Source organism: Thermorudis peleae, assembly GCF_000744775.1.
Lineage (GTDB): Bacteria > Chloroflexota > Chloroflexia > Thermomicrobiales > Thermomicrobiaceae > Thermorudis > Thermorudis peleae.
Window position 1 is genome coordinate 714,058 of record NZ_JQMP01000003.1, and the last position, 21,854, is coordinate 735,911.

The 21,854-nt window shown below is 56.3% G+C and carries 19 protein-coding genes and 1 riboswitch; of the genes, 14 read left to right on the plus strand and 5 right to left on the minus strand.

The window, feature by feature from the left end; genetic code table 11:
- Position 1: 1 nt before the first annotated feature.
- The 5 genes from N675_RS06325 to N675_RS06350 form a co-directional block, all read right to left on the minus strand.
- Complete coding sequence (locus tag N675_RS06325; RefSeq protein WP_038038596.1) at positions 2 to 973, minus strand: energy-coupling factor transporter transmembrane component T family protein; 972 nt, start codon at positions 971 to 973, stop codon at positions 2 to 4.
- Positions 970 to 1,983, minus strand: coding sequence for a hypothetical protein (locus N675_RS06330; protein WP_038038597.1), 1,014 nt, complete (start codon positions 1,981 to 1,983; stop codon positions 970 to 972). The genes N675_RS06325 and N675_RS06330 overlap by 4 nt, the downstream gene beginning before the upstream one ends.
- Positions 1,984 to 2,012: 29 nt before the next feature.
- Entirely contained in the window at positions 2,013 to 3,524 is a 1,512-nt protein-coding gene (locus N675_RS13620) for a prenyltransferase/squalene oxidase repeat-containing protein (RefSeq protein WP_051914323.1), read from the minus strand.
- Between the two features lie 131 nt (positions 3,525 to 3,655).
- Positions 3,656 to 3,793: riboswitch (adenosylcobalamin (AdoCbl) riboswitch) on the minus strand.
- 119 nt (positions 3,794 to 3,912) lie between these two features.
- Entirely contained in the window at positions 3,913 to 5,208 is a 1,296-nt protein-coding gene (locus N675_RS06345; RefSeq protein WP_038038598.1) for a hydroxyacid-oxoacid transhydrogenase, read from the minus strand.
- 31 nt (positions 5,209 to 5,239) lie between these two features.
- Positions 5,240 to 6,055, minus strand: a complete 816-nt coding sequence (locus tag N675_RS06350; RefSeq protein WP_038038599.1) for an N-acyl homoserine lactonase family protein — start codon at positions 6,053 to 6,055, stop codon at positions 5,240 to 5,242.
- Between the two features lie 328 nt (positions 6,056 to 6,383).
- Here N675_RS06350 and N675_RS06355 point away from each other — a divergent pair, with 328 nt between their 5' ends.
- The 14 genes from N675_RS06355 to kdpB all read left to right on the plus strand — a co-directional run bounded on the left by N675_RS06355 (position 6,384) and on the right by kdpB (position 21,854).
- Entirely contained in the window at positions 6,384 to 7,268 is an 885-nt protein-coding gene (locus tag N675_RS06355; protein WP_338417743.1) for a CDP-alcohol phosphatidyltransferase family protein, read from the plus strand.
- Positions 7,214 to 7,654 (plus strand): NUDIX domain-containing protein, encoded by a 441-nt coding sequence (locus N675_RS06360; protein ID WP_038038600.1) that lies wholly within the window; start codon positions 7,214 to 7,216, stop codon positions 7,652 to 7,654. Before N675_RS06355 ends, N675_RS06360 begins: the two co-directional genes overlap by 55 nt.
- Before the next feature lie 375 nt (positions 7,655 to 8,029).
- Entirely contained in the window at positions 8,030 to 8,641 is a 612-nt protein-coding gene (gene folE, locus N675_RS06365; protein ID WP_038038601.1) for a GTP cyclohydrolase I FolE, read from the plus strand.
- A gap of 115 nt (positions 8,642 to 8,756) precedes the next feature.
- Positions 8,757 to 9,338, plus strand: a complete 582-nt coding sequence (locus N675_RS06370; RefSeq protein WP_038038602.1) for an NADPH-dependent FMN reductase — start codon at positions 8,757 to 8,759, stop codon at positions 9,336 to 9,338.
- A 249-nt stretch (positions 9,339 to 9,587) separates the two neighbouring features.
- Positions 9,588 to 11,360, plus strand: coding sequence for an ABC transporter substrate-binding protein (locus N675_RS06375; RefSeq protein ID WP_051914325.1), 1,773 nt, complete (start codon positions 9,588 to 9,590; stop codon positions 11,358 to 11,360).
- A gap of 25 nt (positions 11,361 to 11,385) precedes the next feature.
- The gene (locus N675_RS06380; RefSeq protein ID WP_038038603.1) at positions 11,386 to 12,327 is read left to right on the plus strand and encodes an ABC transporter permease; all 942 of its coding nucleotides are present in this window, start codon (positions 11,386 to 11,388) and stop codon (positions 12,325 to 12,327) included.
- Positions 12,327 to 13,202 (plus strand): ABC transporter permease, encoded by an 876-nt coding sequence (locus N675_RS06385; RefSeq protein ID WP_038038604.1) that lies wholly within the window; start codon positions 12,327 to 12,329, stop codon positions 13,200 to 13,202. The genes N675_RS06380 and N675_RS06385 overlap by 1 nt, the downstream gene beginning before the upstream one ends.
- Before the next feature lie 92 nt (positions 13,203 to 13,294).
- Positions 13,295 to 14,521 (plus strand): MFS transporter, encoded by a 1,227-nt coding sequence (locus tag N675_RS06390; RefSeq protein ID WP_051914327.1) that lies wholly within the window; start codon positions 13,295 to 13,297, stop codon positions 14,519 to 14,521.
- Between the two features lie 70 nt (positions 14,522 to 14,591).
- Positions 14,592 to 16,205, plus strand: coding sequence for an ATP-binding protein (locus tag N675_RS06395; protein WP_051914329.1), 1,614 nt, complete (start codon positions 14,592 to 14,594; stop codon positions 16,203 to 16,205).
- A complete protein-coding gene (locus tag N675_RS06400) occupies positions 16,202 to 16,903 on the plus strand; it encodes a response regulator (protein ID WP_038038605.1) in 702 nt (233 codons plus the stop codon). Before N675_RS06395 ends, N675_RS06400 begins: the two co-directional genes overlap by 4 nt.
- A gap of 141 nt (positions 16,904 to 17,044) precedes the next feature.
- A complete protein-coding gene (locus tag N675_RS06405) occupies positions 17,045 to 17,452 on the plus strand; it encodes a response regulator (protein ID WP_051914331.1) in 408 nt (135 codons plus the stop codon).
- A gap of 103 nt (positions 17,453 to 17,555) precedes the next feature.
- Positions 17,556 to 17,645, plus strand: a complete 90-nt coding sequence (gene kdpF, locus N675_RS14015; protein WP_081886903.1) for a K(+)-transporting ATPase subunit F — start codon at positions 17,556 to 17,558, stop codon at positions 17,643 to 17,645.
- 299 nt (positions 17,646 to 17,944) lie between these two features.
- The gene (gene kdpA, locus N675_RS06410; RefSeq protein WP_038038606.1) at positions 17,945 to 19,672 is read left to right on the plus strand and encodes a potassium-transporting ATPase subunit KdpA; all 1,728 of its coding nucleotides are present in this window, start codon (positions 17,945 to 17,947) and stop codon (positions 19,670 to 19,672) included.
- A 28-nt stretch (positions 19,673 to 19,700) separates the two neighbouring features.
- Entirely contained in the window at positions 19,701 to 21,854 is a 2,154-nt protein-coding gene (gene kdpB, locus N675_RS06415; protein WP_081887025.1) for a potassium-transporting ATPase subunit KdpB, read from the plus strand.

Sequence of the window (21,854 nt, forward strand, 5' to 3'; positions counted from 1 at the left end):
ATCACGTTCCTATGGTGAGTGTTGGAAGCGCAAGCAAAGCAGCTGCAAGAGTCGGATACAGGGCGAGTGGGGGAAGAGTCAGTGTTGGATAGGTAGAGTATTGGAGTATTTGTGGCTGCAGCAGAAGTGTGCCCCAGAGAATGCTAAGGCTCAGGATAGTCATGGCAAGACTGAGACGATGCGGGCGGTCCCATGGAAGCTGCAGGATACGCGGCCAAATGAGGATGACAAAGAGGCTGAGGCCAAGCAAAACGAGGCCAACGGCAATGCCTGTTACGACGCCGTTGGTGCCGAGAAGCCCAAGGATAAGCCCAAGCGTTCCACAGAGCAGGCAACCGAGGGCACTATATTCTTTCCAACTTGGTCGCATGCGGCCGTATCCGCGGCATTCAAGGGTTTCCGCAAGTGCGAGCGCATAGGTGAATCCATGGTGCAGCATGCTTGAAAGCAACCAGCTAAGCCGAATGCTCTGGGTGCTTGGAATCCCACGAATAGTTTGCGCCTCGCGGATGTCGTGAAAAGCCCGAACAGCGGAGGGGAAAATCGTTCCAGCAAGGGCAACGGCAACCGCCACTGAACTGAATCCTGGGGGAATAAGACGAAGGATTTCGAAGCCGTCGAGCGCTGCATATACGGTTATCCCAACGATAATAGCCGTCGTTAGGGCAAGCGCAGTGCACAAGCCGTACACCAATGCGTTGAGCGTAAGTGGCCCACCGACAATTGGCCATGATGCGGGCAGTTGCAGCATGACCCTGTCTCCAATATGAGCGGTGAGGACATTAAAGAGCACACTGACCACACTGAGCGTGCTGCTGATCACGAGCGATTGCCGGACTGCGCTCCACGAAGCAACCGAGAGTTGCACAGCGAGTACACTCAACACCGTTATCCCCAAATACCAGGGGTTCCGTGTTGATGAAATCAAGGTCAAGGCTGCGCCTGCCCAGAGGAGCCAAGTCAGCGCATTCATTCTCTCCCCCGTTGTGGCTTGATGTGCCGCCGCCAAATTGTCCAGCCCATCAACCCGATGATGGCGATGACGAGTGCTCCATAGATGCTGTACATGGCCAGTCGATGCTGCTCGCGTCCTGGCCGCTGTGATAGTGGTGGGGCAGATCCGACGCTCGGCCCATTGCTGACGATCGGCGTAGCCAGCACAGTCGGCTGCGCGAGGGTTGAGAATGGCGAAGGTACGGCACTTGCTGGAATCGTCGTTGGCGATGGGAGAGCAGAAGGGGAGGGCGAACCTAACGGAGGTGATGGCATGATCGCCGGTGGTGAAGGCGTTGCTGGTTGTGGTGTTGAAGCCATGGTCGGCGGTGATGTTGCTGCTGAAGGCGGTACGGTGGGGGGCACGGTTGGGGTCGAAGGGCGCGTTGGTATCACGGTCGCTTGTGCTTGAGAAGGAAGCGCAGGGGGTGGCGTTGGAGGTAGTGGCGATGGCCCTGCCGTTGGCTGCGTGTGGCGTTGGACGCCGGCCTGCGCTGCAATAGCATCGATTGACGTTGCCGGCAAGCCGCTAGCACCTGCTGTCCACGACCAACCATCGACATCGCCGTCGTGGATCTTGCGATTCGATGCCCCCACCGTCTGCAGTATCCATGTGCCCTCGGGTGTTAAGCGGTAGTAATGCCAAAAGTACGCAGGGTTACTATAGCTTTTGCAGAAGCAGTTCTCGGCTGGGCATCCTTCTTGGTTAATCGCGCAGACAGCAGCGCCAAGGCCAGGGTAGGTTGCAATCGTGATCGGTACCCCAGCCCGTTGCAAAAGGTCGAGCCCTGTGATCTCTGGTTCCGTAAACTCAACGTAGTGCATTTCGATGTGGCCGTCGCCATGACGAATGACGAGGCCAGCGCCGTTTGGTCGATCGGCGCTGGCCGTCAGCAGTGCAATTGGCCAAAGAAGGAGCGTGAAGATGAGGGCGAGAGGCCAGCGACGATGTCGCTGACCTCGGAATACCCGTCGGTGACGATTGTGCACCGGGTGATCGACCCTCACCGTTCCCTCGACTAGGACACTCCAAGTTGTTCAGCACCAAGACGTGTGAGGAGTACGTCATACCGCGTTGGCCAGGCACCGGGATGCCACTCGAAGCGGGCCCGCTCGAAGACCTGAACCACCACCCCGTTCTCGGTGTACTCCTCGCTCAGCGGATAACCAAAGACTGCAAGCCCGCCGAATTGCTCCCAGTAGGCCCGGAAGCCATTGCACACGTTGTGGTGTGTCTCCGGGAAATAGCGGCAGGCAGGATTTGTCGATTGTGGTGTCTGCTGGAATGCCGGGCCATGGGCATGGGTTGCTGCCCATTCAGCTCCGAGGCGCCCGAGGAGGATCATCGGCTGGCCTTGCATGTCGGGGTGCCACTCAAGCCGAGCTCGCTCGAACCACTGAACCACAGCTCCCCGTTGGGCGTCATAGTATGGACGTGTCAGTGGGTAGCCAAGGTTTGGCAACCCCCCAGCTTGTTGCCAGGTTGTTCGGAAGGCGCCACAGAGGTTGTGGTGGGTCTCGGCAAAGAAATCGCAATCGAGGCTATCTTGAATTTCATCCTGTCGAGCGACAACTGAGGCGCTTTGGAGCATGAACGGGAACGGAACGGCAGCCAGGGCAGGAAGTGCTTGGACGGTCGCGAGGAGATTGTCGTCGGGACTGTCATTCCGCCAGCGAAACGCTCCGTCGGCATTGGCAAAGCGGAGCAGTGCTGCCGAGGCGTTATGCCAATCGTTGCTTTCGGGATGTTGCCCAGCGGCGAGGGTCGCCTGGATAGCTAATGCCGTTGAGTTGGCGTCACCGTCCTGCCCGGGCTGATAACCAAAAGAACCATCGGGTTGCTGGACGGTGTGAAGATACCCAAGCCCCTTGACGATTACCGGGTCATTTGCGGCAACGCCCGCTGCACGCAACGCCTGCAGCACGATTGCGGTTGTGTTGCTATCCCCGGCGCCAGCATCAGTGCTTCCATCCCATGCCCAACTGCCGTCTGCTCCCTGATGTGCGATGAGTCCCTGAACCGCTTGCTGTGGGATCTCGACTTTGGCTGCTGCAAGGGCCAGAAGTGCATAGGCATCTGCAAAGAGCTGCGAAGAGTAGAGCCCCGTCTTTGGATCGTAGGCTTGCGTAATTTGGCGAATAAGATCAAGCCCGCCAAAAGAACGTGGGGACTGGCCACTTGCGATAACGGCAAGTGCAAGTTTTGCTGCTCCGCCAACGGTGTTGGCGTAGTTTGTGGCTTGCGCCGCAAGGAAGTCAAGCGGGGACTTTTGATTACGCGTAACACTGGCTGGGTCAATCCCGAAAGAGGCGAGTGCGAGCACGACATCACTGGTGGTGCTTGGATCACTTTGTCCTTTCAAGCCGGGAAAGCCCCCGTCATCCTTCTGCTGGGTCAGGAGCCACCGAACTGCACGGACTCCAGTTGTCGCAGAGGCCAGCGTATCAGCGTGGACAGTAAGGGCCGGCGCGAGAAGAAACGTGAGTGCCAGGATAAGAGCAGACAAAGGTCGCCAACGTTGGCCAAGCACGATCTTCCCCTTCCCAATCATCGCACTACCATATGGTCACTGCCGCACGAGGCTTGTGCAGTGTTCGACAATATGCTCGTTCTGAAAGTTATCGTGGGGATTGTTCAGTGCTGTGGGATAGAGCGGCACATCTGCGTCCTCCCCCCTTCGCTCGAGGCAGGTCGGACACGGCGGCAGCGGTAGACCTGGCTTCGTCGCTCTCATGCGACGTCACAGTTGCGGCACAGCCCCGGATTTGCACCGGAGTTCCCCCATGTGGACGAGAGGGCGTCATGTCCCCACCGCTCTCGCACCTGCCGCCGTCTCGCGAACCGATCAGTCACCAAACCATGCGCCTATCACGGCGCCGCCTTCAGTTTGACTGAGGAAGAGAAACGCTGTCAAGCAGTTACCAGTAGCGCAGAGCGTTCCGAAAGATCTGCTCTAGCGCCTTGCCATCAACTGGGCGTGGTGAGTTCACGAGCAAGCGTTGCTGTTTCAAGGTGCCGTCAACGAGTCCTTCAATGTCGCGTTCACTGTAACCGAGCGCCTCAAGTCCATTGGGGATGCCAAGGTCTTGCATCAATTGTTGGATATAGTCAGCAACGGCTTCTGCGGCAGCGCGAACCGGCATGCCTGCAGTGTTTATGCCAAGCATCGCTGCGACCTCAGCGTGGCGCTCAGGCCACGCTGGCGCGGTAAACCGGAATGCTGCGGGCGCGTTAATAATGACGGAGAGTCCGTGGGGCACAATCGGCTCATCAACGTTGTAGTCCGGTGGGAAGTAGTCGCGCACCATGCCAGCTACTGGATAGGCCATGGCGTGTGGAATATGCACGCCAGCATTGCCGAATCCAATGCCGGCAAAGGTGCTGGCTAAAAGCATGTAGCTCCGCGCTTCGACGTCGAGCGGATTATAGACAGCGCGGCGTAAGTACTGCGCTCCCCAGCGAATTGCTTGCGCACTCCAGAGATCGGCGACTGGATTTGAGCCAATATACGCGGGACGTTCAGCAGGATTCGTTACGGCTGGCCGAACATGGTATGGCTTGGCGGTATAGGACTCGATCGCATGGCACAGGACGTCGAAGCCAGCGCAGGCGGTTACCATTGGTGGGCAGGAGAGGGTATTCAGTGGATCAATAATGGCAAGACTTGGGCGAATGTAGCGGTGGGAAATTCCCGTTTTCACCTTCTGTTGCAACAGGTCCAACACGATGACTGCGGTTGTCTCACTGCCGGTCCCAGCAGTGGTTGGGAGCGCGATGTGCGGTTTGAGTGGACCGGGAACGGGCTTCCCTTGTCCGATCGGCTTGTTGATGTAGTCCATTAACTCTCCAGGATGGGTGCTGAACAAGTTCATCGCCTTCGCCGTGTCAATCGTGCTGCCTCCACCAAGCGAAATAAATGCTTCTGGCTGGACTCGACGGGCAAAGGCGATCGCGTCATTGAGCGAGCGGTCGGTTGGCTCAACATGGACAGCATCATATATTTCGAGTTCAACACCAGCGTCACGAATGACCTGCTCAACTCGATCGACGAAGCCAAACTGGCGCAAGTTCCGATCCGTCACGAGGAGCGCGCGCCGGATGCCGAGTCGGTTCAGCTCGTAACCCAATTCGAGTGTGGCACCGATCCCAAAACGGATGGGCACAGCGTCAACGGCAATAACTGTTTCGGTCGGCAAGAGCGAGTCCCGTGGCATATGAGTGCCTACCTTTCATGTGCACTGCGCATTACTCGTAGTATTCTGGTGCTTTCTTCAGTTCTCGGAACTTGTCCATGTCATGGCCATAGCCAATCACCGCGTTATATTTACGGGCGAGTTGTTTGATCTCATACATTGAGCGGAAGTATGCGACTGTATCATATACGATGCCGGAGAGGTGCCATTCTTTGAGATTGCGCTCAAGATAGATGGCGTCAGACGTGAAGATGAATGTGCCGGAGTGCTGGGTATGGGCCACCATGCCAATTAATCCCGGTGTATGGCCAGGCCAGTGATAGAGGTGTAAGTCCGGAGCAAGCTCGAGATGATGGCCAACCATAAGTTCATAGTTAATTCCTGGTAACTCGAACTCTCCTTTGACATACGCACCAGAGAAATCAACTGGGCCAACATGGGTCACTTTCAATGCATGCGCGAGTTCATCCTCGTGCACAATGATTCCCCGACTTCCAGCCTTGGTTCCACGGAAGAAATCAAGGCAGCCGCAGTGATCAAGATGTAAGTGCGAAATGATAATAATATCAATGTCGCTCATCTTGAGACCAAGTTGGTCGAGTTGTGCTGGGAGGAGTTGGCGATCCGTTGCTCGGTAGGGAAAGATAGGTTGGAGTTCCTTTGGCCAACGCTTCTCCCATTCCGGGTGACAGGTTGCATCGTAGAGAACCCAGCCAAGTTGTGGATGCTCAATTAAGACTGTGTAGGTAGGAATCGTTACCCATTCAGCAGGTGGATGTTGATTATCAACGGTGGCTGGGTGAGGAATGTGATAGAGCCAGGCGTAGTCAAGGTCGAGTGTGCCGTTGTCGAGGATGAAAACCTTCATGATCTACCTCCTACCTCGGCTGTCTAATAGACCGAATCCTTTGGTACTCGGCACTGCAGTGCCCTCGCTGATCTTGCAGAAGCCGACCCCTCGGCAATACCCGGAGTAGGAGGGTGTTGTAGCGGAGTCGCGTCGGGGAGGCTGCTACAAAACCAACTGGAATTTCTCCCCATTCTAGTGGGGGCCTTTGCGCCTTGTCAAGCAGGTTCTTGATGCTGAAATCGATGCCAAAGGGGCTGTACAAAAGGCCAACCATTGCTTGCAATGCCGTGCAAGCCGGATTACCCTCTGGAAGATGACTGGGTAAGTGTGATGGGCAAGTGGCGGAGTGACGTGGCAAGCAGTTGTGCGGCGTGGGCTCCTGATACACTCGCCGCGTGTTAATACGAACGCATTTTGGCGCAGTGTCAAGGCGCGGCCGGTTCATGAGGGCGTCAACCTCCTCATCTTTCGCCCGTTGGGGTATGTGCTTGCCCGTGCGCTTCTGCCAACGCGGGTGAAGCCACCCCACATTGTGCTCGCCCATACAGCGCTTGGCATGGTTGCTGCACGCTGTATTGTGGCACATGCCGACCTGCCTGCAGCACTGCTCCTGCAAGTGAAAACCCTCTTGGATAACGTTGACGGACAACTTGCGCGGCTACGGGGCGAGGAGAGCGCACTTGGCCGGTATCTCGATACAGAGGCCGATTTCGTCGCTAACGCTGCGTTGTTCTGGGCACTTGGTCGCCGGACCCGTGCACCGTGGCAAGCGCTCCTGGCGTTTGGCTGGTTTACGCTCGTGCTCTCGTGGGATTTCAACGTCGAGTATTGCTACCGACACGTGCGTGGTGAACGCTTCCGGCCAGCGTTGCCTGAACCCGAACATGGCGTGGCACGGGTCCTCGGACATCTCTACCAGTACTTCTTTGCACCGCAGGATCAGCTTATTCGCTGGATTGAACAGCAAAGTTTTGCATGGATAACGCGCCATGTTTCGCCAGAAGAGCGCGCGAGGCTAGCGTTGCATTGGTGGGACCGATCGGTCCTTATCGCAGTGGTGAATTTTGGTCTCACGACGCAATATTGCTGGCTGGGATGGTTTGTGGCGCGTCATCGCCCACGAGGGTTTCTCTCGTTTGTTCTGGCGCAAGGACCGTACTTAGGGCTGGTTTATCTATGGCGCATCTTTCGGATTCGCTGCGCTATCCAATCCCAACGGTCGCTGCGTTAATTCAAGGCCCCTCAGCACGTATCTTACTTGTGCGGACGACCAAGTGGCGAGGCCTTTGGGGCATCCCTGGTGGCAAAGTCCAGTGGGGCGAGCGGCTTGAGGATGCCCTCCGGCGCGAAACCCGGGAAGAAGTCGGGCTCGAACTGGACACAATCAGGCTGCTCCTGGTTCAAGAAGCGATTTTTGATCCCCAGTTTCGTGAGCCGATGCATTTTCTCTTGCTCAATTACATTGCCTCGACAACCATGGAGAAGGTGACGCCGAATGAGGAAATTGTCGATTGGGCCTGGGTTCTTCCCGAAGCTGCACTCACGTATCCGATGAACAGCTATACGCGTGTCTTACTAGAGCGCTATCTCCAAGAGCGGCGTACCGCGGCGGAATAGAGCAGTGCGGACTATTGGGCAATGCTTCGCTATACTCAGTAGCAATGAGGCTTGTGCTCGGAGGGGATGTTCCCAGGTGGTTGTTCTGGGCGGGAGCATAAGCCGGTAATGCCAATGTCAACGCGTCAAGTTTACTGTGGCCATCGCAAAGCTGTGTCAAAACCGTACTGCTAAGCGGCAATTCGGCGCGAAAGCGCATGCACACTCGCGTAGCGATATGGAGTAAGAGAGCAGGGCGGTCCGACCAATTCTCAAACGCTTCAGCGGTTTTCATCGTATTCCCTGGAGAAAGGAATGTGTGGGTAACAAGACAGCAAGCAAGCGGAACGCGGCCCTATTCTATCAATAATTTGTTATTCCGAGAGGGGTTAGCTAATGCGGAACGATCAGATCATTGAGATTGAGGACACTGGTCTTGCATTCGCGACAACGTGTGATATCGAGCGATTGCAAGCGCTTGCTCGCGAGTGGCTCGAGCTCCTCGGTGAAGATCCTGAGCGTGAAGGGCTGCAGAAGACCCCAGAACGGATGGCGAAAGCCTGGGCATTCCTCACCCGTGGCTATCGCCAAGACTTGGATGCCATTGTCAATGGGGCGATTTTTCAAGCAGAAGACAGTGCGATGGTTGTCGTCAAAGGGATCGAGTTTTATTCGATGTGTGAGCATCATCTCCTTCCATTCTTTGGCAAAGTACATATTGGCTACATTCCAGATGGGAAGATTCTTGGTCTCAGTAAATTTGCGCGAATAACTGACATGTTTGCGCGCCGACTTCAGGTGCAGGAACGGCTAACGGTGCAAATTGCTGAGGCTATCCAGCACGTTCTTCAGCCGCGCGGTGTCGGCGTTGTGATCGAAGGGGTCCACCTCTGCATGATGATGCGGGGAGTTGAAAAGCAGCATTCGCAAACCACGACCAGTGCGATGCTAGGCGTCTTCCGTGACTCACGCGAGACACGCGAAGAATTTCTGCGCTTACTCCAGTAGAGTTGAACGCTTTGCTAGAATCCTTCGCGAACCAGAGTGGTGGAGTACGGCGGTCATTCCGCCGTACTACTTTCTCTTGGCGGTGAGCAACGGGATAGACTGGGAAGGGTGTTCAATGCCGGTGAAGATCCTGGGCATTGCCGGAAGTTTGCGTCAAGGTTCCTACAATCGCCGCCTCCTTGATGTGGCTGCATCGCTTTTGCCCGCTGATGCAACGCTTGAGATCTTTGACCTGCATGGCATCCCGCTGTACAACCAAGACGTTGAACGGGCTGGCTTACCGGAACCAGTTCGCGCCATGAAAGAGGCTGTGCGCCGGGCTGATGCCGTGCTCATTGCCACGCCTGAACATAATTGGTCGATCCCTGGCGTGTTGAAGAATGCGCTTGACTGGGTTTCACGTCCACCGGGCGACAATCCCTTCCGGGGGAAGCCAGTTGCCATTATGGGGGCATCAACTGGCCTTATGGGAACAGTGCGTGCGCAGCTGCATTTACGCCAGGTTCTTGCCTATCTTGAAGCGTATACGGTTACTCGACCGGAAGTACTCGTCGCGCAAGCAGCCGAGCGTTTCGATGCCGAAGGCCGTCTCATTGATCCGACGGCCCGTCAGCTGATTGCCGATCTGCTGCAAGCACTCTATGAGCTGACCGTGCGCTTGCAGGCTGGAGAGCGGATGGTCAGTGCTCGGCAATAGCGCTTCCCTGGTGCAGCCTTCTCATCCAGCGTGCGCATCAGGTGGGCATCGATGGCCCTGGAGTTGCATCACGTGGCCATAAGGTCGTGTGATTTTCGGTGCCAACAACAGACATGAGCACGTGGTGGATAATCTGATGAGTCATGAGAGCTTGACAGCGCATTATCGCCTGATTAGGCTTACCGCAGATTTTGAGCTTCCATGCTAGCCCGTGGGAACAGGAGCACGTGAGGAAGGAGTGGGCAGGATATGCACGATAAGGCGAGTGCGGCGTTTACCGCAGCCCTCACACGGCGAGATCTTTTGCGACGTGTTGCTGCCTTTGGGGCCAGTGCTGCCGTGACAGGTCTACTGGCTGCGTGTGGCGGCGGTGGTGGGAGCCAGGCAACTCCGACGATGGCTTCGGGCGGTGCGGCAACGCAGGCGCCAAGCGGCGGTACGACAGGGAATACCCCTGCTGCGACCACTGGCACACCAACGACAGCAGCTCCAGCAGCCAACCGGCCCACTCTCCGCTATGGCGTCTATGCTGCCGATATTCAGACAGTCGATCCGCACTATTCGGCTGCAACGCAGGACCGCAATATTGTCGATATGGTCTACAACGGACTGATTCGGTATAAGCCTGGATCGAGCGATGAATTTGAGCCCGATCTTGCCGAGGTGTTACCCGAGCCGCAGATGGAGAACGGTAAGCAGGTCTGGGTTGTCAAGATCCGCAAAGGGGTGATGTGGCACCCCAGCCCCAAGACCGATGCGTATGAGGTAACGGCCGACGACGTTGTCTTCTCGTTCCAAAAGGCCGCTGACGCCAAGCGGTCAGGCTATTCCGGCGATTATCAAGGGATTACGGTTCAGAAAGTCGACGACTACACGGTTAAGTTCATTCTTGATCAGCCGCTCTCGAAGACATTGTTTTATCCCAAGATCGCTAACTATCAGGGCGGCTTTATCATGAGCAAGAAGGCGGTCGAAGCCCTCGGCCTCGATGCGATGAAGACAACACCGGTTGGCACTGGGCCCTTCCAGCTCAAGAGCTATACGCCGAAAGGGCAGATGGAGCTCGTTGCCAACGATAAATACTTCCGTGGTGCCCCGAAGCTAGCTGGGGTGCTTATTCGTTTCATGCCTGATGCATCGAGCCGCGAGCTTGCGCTCCGCACCGGTGAGATGGATGTCATTAGTGGCATCCCCGATTCCACCTGGGTCAAGCGAATTAATCAAGAGCAGAATCTGCAGGCCGACGTCTTTGGCGTTGGTGAGTCAATTGTCATTCACCTGAACATGTCCAAGCCGCCGCTCGATGATCTCCGCGTACGGCAAGCGATCTTCTATGCCATTGACCGTGACGCACATGCTGGAGTCTTCGGCGGGCCGCCAGTCGCTGAGCTCGTCTACTCGGCAGTGCCGGCGCAGTTGATGCCAGGAGGGTTGACCAAGGACGAGGCACAAGCGGCTGGAGTGCTCTATGGCAAAGATGTCAACAAGGCGAAGCAACTCCTCCAATCAGCTGGGGTCTCGAATCTCACGTTAGAATGTGTTACTTCGGAGCGTGAAGACTATCGCAAGACATTCGAGGTACTCCAGCAGGAACTGGCCGCAATTGGGATTCAGTTAAAGCTGAACGTTGTTGATCATTCAACCTATCATAGTCTGATCCGACAAGATAAGAACCCAATCGTGGTCTACGTCGCATTCCGGCCCAATGCTGACGTGATTCTGACTCAGTTCTATCTCTCCAGCTCAATTGTCGTCACTGGCAAGAGTCCGATCACGAACTTCTCGCACTATGACAAAATTGATGACTTGATCCTCCAGGCGCGGACGGAGCAAGATCCCAACAAGCAAGCCCAGCTTTGGAAGCAGGCCAATATTAAGATTCTGCAGGATTGCGTGGCGTACCCGCTGTGCTTTGCGAACCAGGTTGTCGGCCGCTCGAAGGCGGTTGATTATGGGCATCCGCTCAAGGCGGTTCTGAATCTCTACCCGTCATTTACTGAGCAGACGACGGTAAAGCGCTAGGGTCGCTGCGGTATAGGGGCACAGTATGCTCCGTTACATTATCCGCCGGCTGCTTTTTGCGATTCCGACCGTGTGGGCTGTGCTGACGATCATTTTCGTGATCGTTCGGGTGGCGCCAGGTGATCCGGCCACGGCTGTGTTGGGTGAGCAAGCGTCGCAGCAGGCTATTCAGACGTTACGTGAGCGCATGGGGCTGAATAAGCCGATCTGGGCACAATATCTCGACTATTTAACTGGTCTTGCACATGGGGATTTTGGTCGCTCATTGATTAATGGGCAGCCGACGGTTTTGCAGATTCGCCAAGTGTTTCCGTATACGCTGGAGCTTGCGACCGCAGGACTGGTATTGGCGATCCTGATTGGTGTGCCGCTCGGTGTTGTCACGGCGGTGCGGCGCAATACTGTCGTTGACTATGTTGGACGCATTGTGTCGCTCGTTGGGCTTTCGCTACCAGCGTTTTATCTTGGTGTACTGCTCATCTTTGCTTTAGCCGTGAAAGTGCGACTATTCCCTGCAGTGGGAGCAGCACCATTTTCACAGCCGACAGCGAATTTGCGTGCGCTTGTCTTGCCGGCCCTAACGCTCGGGCTCATTGAATCGGCCTACATCATGCGGTTAACGCGTTCCGCAATGCTCAACGTTCTCAGTGAGGATTATGTTCGCGTCGCTCGGGCCAAAGGCCTCCCCGAGCGACGCGTCCTCCTGCGCCATGCACTACGTACAGCGCTTGTGCCGTTGCTCTCGCTCGTGGGGCTCACAGCGATTTCACTAATTGGCGGGACAGTGCTCACGGAGGAGGTCTTTTCCCGTCCAGGACTCGGACGCTTGATGATTGGGGCAACGAAGCAGCGTGACTACACCCTGCTTCAGGCGATTATGACCGTCTACGCATTGCTCATCGTGCTGATTAACCTTGCGGTTGACCTGTTATATGGGGTAGTGGACCCCCGGATTCGGTATCGCTAATGGCTGCGACTGGACAGCTTGTCATCGCACGAGAACCATCACGTCAATATCGTCGGCTCCGGGCGTTTGCGCGAAACCGTACAGCGGTCATTGGGTTAGTGCTGGTCGCTGTTTTGTTGGCTATTGCGCTTGCGGCACCAGCCCTTGCACCACATGATCCGCTTGTCCAAGATCCCGTGCACCGTTTGAGCGGGCCATCGAGTGCTTTCCCCTTAGGGACTGACGACTTTGGCCGCGATATCCTCTCACGCGTCCTGTATGGGGCACGGATTGCCTTCTTGATCGGCGTCTTCTCGGTCTTGCTCGCTGGCGTGCTCGGGACATTAATCGGCGTTGTTGCCGGGTTTCGCCGTGGACAAACTGAAACCTGGCTAATGCGGTTGGTTGACATTTTGCTTGCATTCCCTGATCTTATTACGGGCTTGTTGATTATGGCGGTGCTTGGCCAGGGGCTCATCAAGCTTATCATTGCGATTGCGCTGACGATCACGCCACGTTTCGCGCGTATTGCCCATGGGCAAGCGCTTGCGGTTGGCGAGCGAGATTTTGTGCTTGCGGCGCGAGCGCTGGGAGCTTCTGAACTACGAGTATTACTTCGTCACGTTTTGCCAAATACGTTGGGGGAGTTGCTTGTCCTCGGCAGTCTTTGGACTGCCGCTGCGATCCGTCTCGAGGCCAGCCTGAGCTTTATTGGGCTGGGTGTTAGTCCACCGACGCCCAGCTGGGGGCAAATGATTCGCGATGGAGTCGTCTACCTAAGTGATGCGCCCTTCTTCTCGATCGCGCCAGGGTTGGCACTGTCGCTAACGATTCTTGCGTTCAATCTTGTTGGCGACGGCCTCCGCGATGCTCTTGATCCGCGGGCGCAGGCCTGAGAAGCCTTGAAGCCACAGTCGCCTGCCTCTTACGCTGACTGAACACAGCCGGTAAGATAGAACACTAGCGGGCTGTACCGGAAGGGGCAGCGATGGCGGGTACAGCGCCTGTCACGCACCGGCAGACGGTGCTTGGCTGGCGGCGGGCATTAGCCCTGAGTTGGATCGCGTACCTAACGTATTACTTTCCCCGATTAGCGTTCGCCGTTGCAAAGCTTGGCCTGTTGGGCGATCCAGCTGCGCCACTGTCTCGTGCTGCGATGGGTGTGCTCGATGGGCTATTTCTGACGCTCTACGCCCTGGGGCAATTCATCTGGGGCGCTGCTGGGGTGCGACTTGGGCCTCGCATCCTTGTGCCGGCTGGCCTTGTGCTTGCCGCTGGAGCCGCTGGGCTGATGGCGAAAGCACAGACATTGTCAATCTTTCTGGTTGCCATGACAATCCAAGGCATTGCCCAATCGACTGGTTGGCCAGTTCTCTGTTTGGATGTCGTACGTCGCGTGCCGGCAACCGCGCGCGGCACGGCATTCGGTGTCCTCAGCACGAGCTATGTAGCGGGGGGATTGATTGCGCCGCCGTTATTAGGTTGGTTCGCGTATTCCGTGTTTGCAACCTGGCGTGCTGCGTTTCTTGTTGCGGCTGGAGTAGCGCTCTGTGTTGCTGCCCTCTACTGGTTTGCGACGAGTGAGCATGGTGCTTCCACAGAGTCATCCCTGACAGTGAAACAACCAGCAGGCCGGGCAATGCTGGCTGCGCTGCGTGATCGGGACGTGCAAGTCCTTGCGCTGGCTGACTTTTTGGCGAAGCCTGCACTCTATGCCATTCAATTCTGGGGACCGGTGATGGCTGCCGAATGGTTGCGACAAGGGCCAGTCGTGGCTACCTTCGTGGCGGCGGCATTTAGCCTTGCTGGACTTGCGGCCCCAGTGGTTGCCGGCATACTTTCTGATCGGCAAGGGAGACGGCGCCCAGTTGTGATAACTGGATTGCTGCTCTGTGCTGTACTCCTGCTGATTTTGCCCTTCATCGCGCAAACAGCTCAAGTTCTTGCAGTTGCGCTCGGCTTCTTCGCAATTGGGTTAGCATTTTACGGTTCGGAGTCGCTATTAACTGGCGTTGCCGCAGCTGAACGTGGTGCGGCGAACAGCGATGCCAGTGCGGCTGTTGGGGTTGTGAATGGTGTTGGCTCGCTCGGTGCGATTCTTGGTGGTATGCTCCCCGGCTATGTGCATGGCCCTGCTCTCTTCAACGGACTAGCAGTGGCGTGCGCTGGTGCGGCGTTGCTTCTCGTGATTGCCGGTCGCCACGCTCAGGCGTAATCTTCCCCATTCATGCTTCGCCTCAGTGCCATACTTGTAAGACAGACTGTGTCTTGATCAGGGCACGAAAATGGATGCTCTTCGAGTTGATCATCTCTGGAATAGAGCCCGTCGGGATATTCGGCAATCTTGGCGAGGCTATGCCGTTGGCCTTGGTGGGGTTGCGCTGATCACGTTCGTCATTGCTGTCGTTCGGGCATGGCTTGCTATTGCCAACCTCTCCGTTTTGTACTTGATCGCTGTACTTGTGGCTGCAAGCTTCTATGGGCGTGGTCCGGCTGTTGTTGCGTCAATCGCAGCATTTTTGGCGTACGATTTCTTCTTTGTTGACCCTGTCTATTCTATTACAATTGCTGATCCTGCTGAGTGGGTTGCCCTCTTCATGTTCTTACTTACCGCGTTGATTACTGGGCAACTTGCTGCAGGTCAGCGCCGACGGGCCGAAGAAGCCCGGGCGCGCGAACGCGAAGCTGCTCTGCTGTTCGAAGTTTCGGGGATGATGCAGCAGCCTGATCTCAACGATGCCTTGCATGCAGTAGCGGAGCGTTTGCGGGAGCTCTTCCGGGTGGACACGGTGGGCATCCTAGTGAATCAGCCAGGTCTTTCGCCAATACGCGTTGTAGTTGGGCATTCCGTCCCATCGAATGTCTTTCGCATGGACGAGGGGCAAACTCATGTCCTGCAGGAAGGAACTGCGCGTTCGTCAACTACTCCCGGGCGATGGGTTAGCGTGCTTGGCCCGCGTGGTCGCCGGCACCAGATGCGCGTTCCCGCGCGCTACCAGGTGCCGTTGCGGTCTGGGGGGCGACGAATTGGCGCGCTTGTCCTTGTCAATGCTGGACGCGAGTTAGAGTTTACGCCTGAGGAGAACCGGCTTTTGCTTGCTGTTGCTGCGCAGCTCAGCGTTGCCTTGGAACGCGAGCGGTTGCGCCGTGAAGCGACGGAAGCAGAAGTACTACGCCGGACAGACGAGCTCAAAACGGCGCTGCTAAATGCTGTTTCTCATGATTTACGCACCCCACTTGCCTCAATCATTGCTGCTGCTGAGAGCTTGCTCCAGCGTGATATCGATTGGTCGCCCGAAGAGCAGCGTGAATTACTGGAGACAATTCTTGAGGAAGGACAACGGCTTGACCAACTGGTACGCAACTTGCTCGACCTTTCGCGGATTGAGGCAGGTAAGCTCCAGCTTGACCGGCGACCACATGCAATACGAACATTGGTAGACGCCGCGTTGAAACGCGTTGGCCCTCGTTTATCTCAGCATCACGTTGTGGTCGAGATCCCAGAAACCTTGCCGCCGGTTGCTGTCGATGCGCTGAAAATTGAGCAAGTACTGGTCAACTTGCTCGAAAATGCTGCGAAATATAGCCCACCCGGCAGTACGGTCACGGTGCGGGCCAGGCTGTCGAATGGGTCGGTTGAAGTGCTCGTTGAAGATGAGGGTCCTGGCATTCCCGAGGATGCCTTACCATATCTCTTCGCCCCGTTTTATCGGGCTGGGCAGGGTGGGGATGGTGCACGCCCACAAGGGACTGGCCTCGGCCTTGCTATTGCGCGGCAACTTGTTCAGGCCCATGGAGGGACGATTCGGGCTGAAAACCGGCGAGAAGGAGGGGCGCGCTTTGCCATGACGCTGCCGATTGCTGCCTCTGTAGCTTCCGTGGAGGAGCGAACCACATGACAGGTCAGCCGGGCGCTCGCATTCTTGTTGTTGATGATGAGCCAGCAATCCGCCGCGTCTTAACCGTGACGCTGAACAGGCATGGGTACGCTGTTGAGACTGCTGAACGTGGGCAGGAAGCACTCATCAAAGCAGCTCGTTGGCATCCTGATCTCATTATCCTCGATCTCGGGTTGCCGGATATCGATGGCCTCACTGTGATTCGTGAATTGCGGCAGTATGCGACAACGCCGATCGTCGTTCTCTCTGTCCGTGAGGCCGAGGCGGTGAAAGTTCAAGCACTTGATCTTGGAGCAGACGACTATGTGACCAAGCCTTTTGGTGTTGCTGAGTTACTGGCACGTATTCGTGTTGCCTTGCGACACGCAGCTCGGCCAGCTCACGGATCTGCTCCGGTTATTCAGGCTGGTGCGATAACGGTTGATCTTGAGCATCGCCAGGTGTTTGTGAACGGGCGAGAAATTCGCCTGACTCCTACCGAGTGGGAACTCCTCAAAGTTTTTCTTACCCATCCAAATAAACCCTTAACCGATCGGTATCTCCTTGAGCATGTTTGGGGACCAGAGTTTTCCGGGGCTGACCATTATCTCCACGTCTACATTGCGCGCCTGCGGAAAAAGCTTGAACCAGATCCCCAGCAACCAACGCATCTTCGCACTGAGCCAGGCGTCGGCTACCGGTTTGTCATTCCCGACTAGATTCCTTTGGGGGTTCAGCTCAATACCACGTTGAGCATTTGTTGAGGATTTCCCCGAAGGTCGTTGAGGACCTATTGAGCAACGGTGTTTCATGCTTCCCCCTGGTGGGCTTAGGGGAAGCTCAGCAGAGAGGAGTGGCCATTGAGTGCGCAGCGTGTCTTCCAGCCGCGCTTTCGTCATGTGCTCATTGTCGAAGATGATCCTGCTCTTGCGCGAGTCATCGCGCGCAATCTCGAGCACCGTGGCGTGACAGCTCGTCTTGCCCAGTCTGTTGAAGAAGCGCAAGCGGTACTGGCAGCGTGGCATCCAGACGTACTTGTTCTTGATATCGGCTTGCCTGGCCGTACTGGCTGGGATTTAGTCCGAGAACTTCAGGCCACCGGGCGTACTCTCCCAATCATCGTCCTGACCGGTGGGCCACTGTCACAGCGACGGATGACCGAGTTTCAGCCATACGCCTGCTTGCCGAAACCATTTCCGCTGGACGCACTCATTCGCCTCATTACAGGAAGCGATGAAGCAGGTGGAGAAGTGGCAGCTGATGCGTGATCTGGTGATTGTGATCGGCAGCCTTCTCTTCTTTGTGGCGATGTTTGCCCTCATTGTGGCCTGTGAACGACTTGGCACACCCACAGAAGGGAGGGGCTAAGGGATGGATTGGGCAACGGTTGTGAGTGGTCTCGTAGCCATTGGCCTGTTGATCTACCTGCTCATTGCCCTCCTGTGGCCAGAACGGTTTTGAACAATGGGTACTCATGGTGTGACACATCAATTTGCCCCACATCGTCGTGGTCGGCAACGACAGCGCGAGCAACCGCAATGGCATGCTGCCTTCCGCGCACTCTGCGCTACGGTAGGGGACAGATCCTCTGCCATCCACCATGGGACTTTGAGCGTCACGCTTGCGACGGAGATGGCGACACAGGCTGTGGTTCAGGAAGCTGCAGAAATCGCAGCATGCTACGGGCTTGTGTTTCATCCCTTTCTTCAAGGAAAGACGCTGACACTGGAGGTTTGGGCGGAGGGAGGACGTCGGACGCAATGATCGTCCATACGCTTGGGTATTTTGCGCTCTTTACGCTTGTACTTATCGGCATCAGTATTGCATTAGGGTGGTACATGGCCCGCGTCTTTGATACCGAACGGCCCCCCTTCGCGCGAGTGCTTGGGCCAGTTGAGCGGGCATGCTATCGGCTTGCCGGCGTGGACCCGGCGCGTGAGCAGCGGTGGACGGCCTATGCCGCTGGACTCTTGCTCTTCAATCTTTTTGGTCTCCTGCTGCTGTATGGCATTCAACGCTTACAAGCATGGCTTCCGTTGAACCCGCAAGACCTAGGGCCTGTGAGTCCGCTCGTGGCCTGGAATACCGCTGTCTCGTTCGTCACCAATACCAATTGGCAAGCCTATGCAGGCGAGAGCACGATGAGCATCTTCACGCAAATGGCCGGGCTTGCGGTGCAGAATTTCCTCTCTGCTGCGACGGGAATTGTCGCTGCGCTCGCCTTGGCGCGCGGGTTAGCACGCCAATCGACACAGGCAGTTGGGAACGTGTGGGTGGATCTTACCCGTGCAACACTGTACGTTCTCCTGCCACTTGCCCTTGTTGGTGCAATTTTCCTGGTTTGGCAAGGCGTACCGCAAACGTTGCATGGTCCGGTGACGGCGACCACGCTTGAAGGCGCGCAGCAAGTTATTCCGCGCGGTCCTGTTGCAAGCCAAGAAGCCATCAAAATGCTGGGCACAAATGGTGGTGGCTACTTTAATGCAAATTCTGCGCACCCGTACGAGAATCCAACGCCGCTGACCAATCTCGCTGAGATTCTGTTCATGCTTGCGATCCCAGCAGCCTTGCCGATTACCTTCGGATATTGGGTCAAAGATCGCCGTCAAGGCTGGGCGATCTGGGCAGCCATGGCAGTCGTTCTCGCTCTTGGTGTTGCCGTGGTGACGGTGGTTGAGCAGGGCGGCAATCCGCTCCTCGCACGGTTCGGTGTTGACCAGCATGCCTCAATACTGCAACCAGGGGGCAATTTTGAAGGGAAAGAAGTCCGGTTTGGTATTCCCGGCTCGTCGCTGTTTGCCGTCGTCACAACGGCAGTTTCCTGCGGCGCTGTCAACAGTGCGCATGACAGCTATTTGCCACTCGCTGGTCTCGTGCCAATGTTTAACATGCAGCTGGGCGAAATCATCTTCGGCGGTGTTGGTAGTGGTCTTTACGGCATGCTCGTCTTTGTCCTGACTACGGTCTTTATCGCTGGCTTAATGGTTGGACGCACCCCGGAATATCTCGGAAAGAAGATTGGGCCATATGAGATCAAACTCGTCGCACTCTATATTCTTGTCTCCGCTGCCAGCATCCTTGTGTTCACTGGATTGGCAAGCGCGTTACCGGCCGGGCGAGCGCTAGCTGGCAACCCAGGCCCTCATGGCTTCAGCGAGTTGCTCTACGCCTATAGCTCAACAACCGGCAATAATGGCTCTGCTTTCGGCGGCTACAACGCTGCGGCAACGTTTGCGTTACTTACCACTGCACTTGCCATGCTGTTTGGGCGATTCCCTGGCATTGTGCTCGTGCTTGCATTGGCCGGTTCGCTCGCTGCAAAAAAGCGTGTGCCACCAAGCCTGGGTACTATGCCAACCCATACCCCCTTATTCGTCGCGACCTTAATCGGCGTGATTCTCATTGTCGGTGGGCTGACGTATTTGCCAGGACTTGCGCTTGGGCCGATTGTCGAGCACCTGCTGCTTGTTGCTGGCCGGGTGTTCTGAGACTAGGAAGAGGTATTGGGAAGCGATGATGGCGAAGAAGCCAGAAGAGACAAATCGTGTACCACGGGCCGTTGTTGCGCGAGACGCTGTGCCAGCGCGTGGCCTCACGCCGCCGGCTGTCCGCACGCCTGAAACCGATGCGCTCAAAGCCCTTGCCGAGCAACGACTGCGAGGGCAACGCTGGTGGGCTGGTCCGCTTCTCCGGCGTGCTGCGAAGGATGCATTCCGACGCCTTCATCCGCGTGAAGTGGCGCGCAATCCGGTCATGTTCGTCGTCGAGATCGGCTCAGTCCTGACGACGTTCCTTGCGATTGTTGATGGCCTCTCTGGGCGACCGTTTGGATTTGGGCTTCAGGTCAGTCTTTGGCTCTGGCTAACCGTCTACTTTGCCAATTTTGCCGATGCGCTTGCTGAAGCCAATGGTCGTGCGCGTGCTGATACATTGCGCGCGACGCGGACGGATACGCCAGCGCGTTTGCTCCGCAATGGCACTGAGGAGATGGTGCTGGCTACGCAGCTACGCAAGGGCGACCTGGTCCTCGTGCGTGAAGGGGAAATCATCCCGACCGACGGAGAGGTCATCGAAGGCATCGCCTATGTCAATGAAGCGGCAGTGACAGGAGAGTCTGCCCCTGTTTTAAAGGAACCGGGAACGGATACGCGGTCAACGGTCATTGGGGGAACTCAGGTCGTCAGCGATTGGCTAAAGATTCGCGTAACTGCTGATCCTGGTGAGACATTCCTTGATCGAATGATTGCACTTGTTGAAGGGGCACGGCGACAACGGACGCCAAATGAGCTCGCTTTAGCGCTACTGCTCGCTGGATTAACCATTATCTTCTTGCTTGTCGTCGCAAGTCTCGATGCTTTTGCCGCCTATTCTGGGATGCTTGTCTCCGTGATCGTCCTTGTCGCGCTCTTAGTCTGCTTGATCCCGACGACGATTGGCGGCCTGTTAGCTGCCATTGGCATTGCTGGTATGGATCGAGTGCTTCGCTTCAATGTGCTCGCGCTCTCGGGACGAGCAGTGGAGACGGCGGGTGATGTTGACGTTTTGCTGCTCGACAAGACTGGCACAATTACCTATGGCAATCGGCTGGCTGCTGAGATTATTCCTGTGGGTGATGCCTCACGACTTGACGCGCTCATTGTTGCACGCCAGTCCAGCCTCGCTGATGAAACACCCGAGGGGCGGAGCCTGCTTGCTTTAGCGGAACAGCTTGGTGCACCACCAGAACCAGGACTTCTGCCGGACGCTGAAATCATTCCGTTTAGTGCTGAGACGCGGCTGAGCGGAATTCGGCAGGGTGGGCATACGTATCTCAAGGGTGCAATCGATGCTGTTATCGCGCAAAGTCACGAGCCGGTTCCTGCTGATCTCCAGGAGCATGTCGATCAGATTGCTCGGCGTGGGAGTACGCCACTGGGACTTCTCCTTGATGGTCGGATTGTTGGCGTCGTTGAGTTGAAAGACACTGTCAAGCCAGGTTTGCGCCAGCGTTTCGATGAATTGCGGCGCATGGGTATCCGCACGGTCATGGTGACAGGCGATAATCCTGTAACGGCTGCGACTATCGCCAAAGAAGCCGGCGTTGATGACTTTGTCGCCGAAGCCAAGCCTGAAGATAAGATCCGCCTCATCCGACAATTCCAGGCTGAAGGGCACATTGTGGCGATGACAGGCGACGGCACCAATGACGCCCCGGCGCTTGCCCAAGCCGATGTCGCACTCGCGATGGCCTCTGGCACTGCAGCAGCGAAAGAAGCGGCTAATCTCATTGATCTTGATTCAAATCCGAGCAAACTAATCGAATTAGTCGTTATCGGCAAGCAACTGCTGATTACTCGCGGAGCGATTACCACGTTTTCCATTGCGAATGATGTTGCGAAGTATTTCGCGATCATCCCCGCGATTTTCGTCACAACCTATCCAGAGCTTGGGCAGTTGAACATCATGCACTTGGCAAATCCGCAAAGTGCCATCCTTTCAGCGGTCATCTTTAATGCCCTCATCATCCCGGCCTTGATTCCGCTTGCCATGCGTGGTGTTGCCTATCGTCCTGCTCCAGCTGCCGTGTTGCTGCGCCGTAATCTCTTGATTTATGGACTTGGCGGCGTCATTGCCCCGTTTATCGGGATTAAGCTTATTGATCTCCTGATCGTGGCACTTGGATTGGCATAG

Excerpts from the sequence above, each read along its gene's own strand:
- N675_RS06325 (WP_038038596.1), bottom strand. The coding sequence starts at position 973 with ATGAATGCGCTGACTTGGCTCCTCTGGGCAGGCGCAGCCTTGACCTTG.
- N675_RS06345 (WP_038038598.1), bottom strand. The coding sequence starts at position 5,208 with ATGCCACGGGACTCGCTCTTGCCGACCGAAACAGTTATTGCCGTTGAC.
- N675_RS06350 (WP_038038599.1), bottom strand. The coding sequence starts at position 6,055 with ATGAAGGTTTTCATCCTCGACAACGGCACACTCGACCTTGACTACGCC.
- N675_RS06360 (WP_038038600.1), top strand. The coding sequence starts at position 7,214 with ATGGCGCATCTTTCGGATTCGCTGCGCTATCCAATCCCAACGGTCGCT.
- folE (WP_038038601.1), top strand. The coding sequence starts at position 8,030 with ATGCGGAACGATCAGATCATTGAGATTGAGGACACTGGTCTTGCATTC.
- N675_RS06370 (WP_038038602.1), top strand. The coding sequence starts at position 8,757 with ATGCCGGTGAAGATCCTGGGCATTGCCGGAAGTTTGCGTCAAGGTTCC.
- N675_RS06375 (WP_051914325.1), top strand. The coding sequence starts at position 9,588 with ATGCACGATAAGGCGAGTGCGGCGTTTACCGCAGCCCTCACACGGCGA.
- N675_RS06380 (WP_038038603.1), top strand. The coding sequence starts at position 11,386 with ATGCTCCGTTACATTATCCGCCGGCTGCTTTTTGCGATTCCGACCGTG.
- N675_RS06385 (WP_038038604.1), top strand. The coding sequence starts at position 12,327 with ATGGCTGCGACTGGACAGCTTGTCATCGCACGAGAACCATCACGTCAA.
- N675_RS06390 (WP_051914327.1), top strand. The coding sequence starts at position 13,295 with ATGGCGGGTACAGCGCCTGTCACGCACCGGCAGACGGTGCTTGGCTGG.
- N675_RS06395 (WP_051914329.1), top strand. The coding sequence starts at position 14,592 with ATGGATGCTCTTCGAGTTGATCATCTCTGGAATAGAGCCCGTCGGGAT.
- N675_RS06400 (WP_038038605.1), top strand. The coding sequence starts at position 16,202 with ATGACAGGTCAGCCGGGCGCTCGCATTCTTGTTGTTGATGATGAGCCA.
- kdpF (WP_081886903.1), top strand. The coding sequence starts at position 17,556 with ATGGATTGGGCAACGGTTGTGAGTGGTCTCGTAGCCATTGGCCTGTTG.
- kdpA (WP_038038606.1), top strand. The coding sequence starts at position 17,945 with ATGATCGTCCATACGCTTGGGTATTTTGCGCTCTTTACGCTTGTACTT.
- kdpB (WP_081887025.1), top strand. The coding sequence starts at position 19,701 with ATGGCGAAGAAGCCAGAAGAGACAAATCGTGTACCACGGGCCGTTGTT.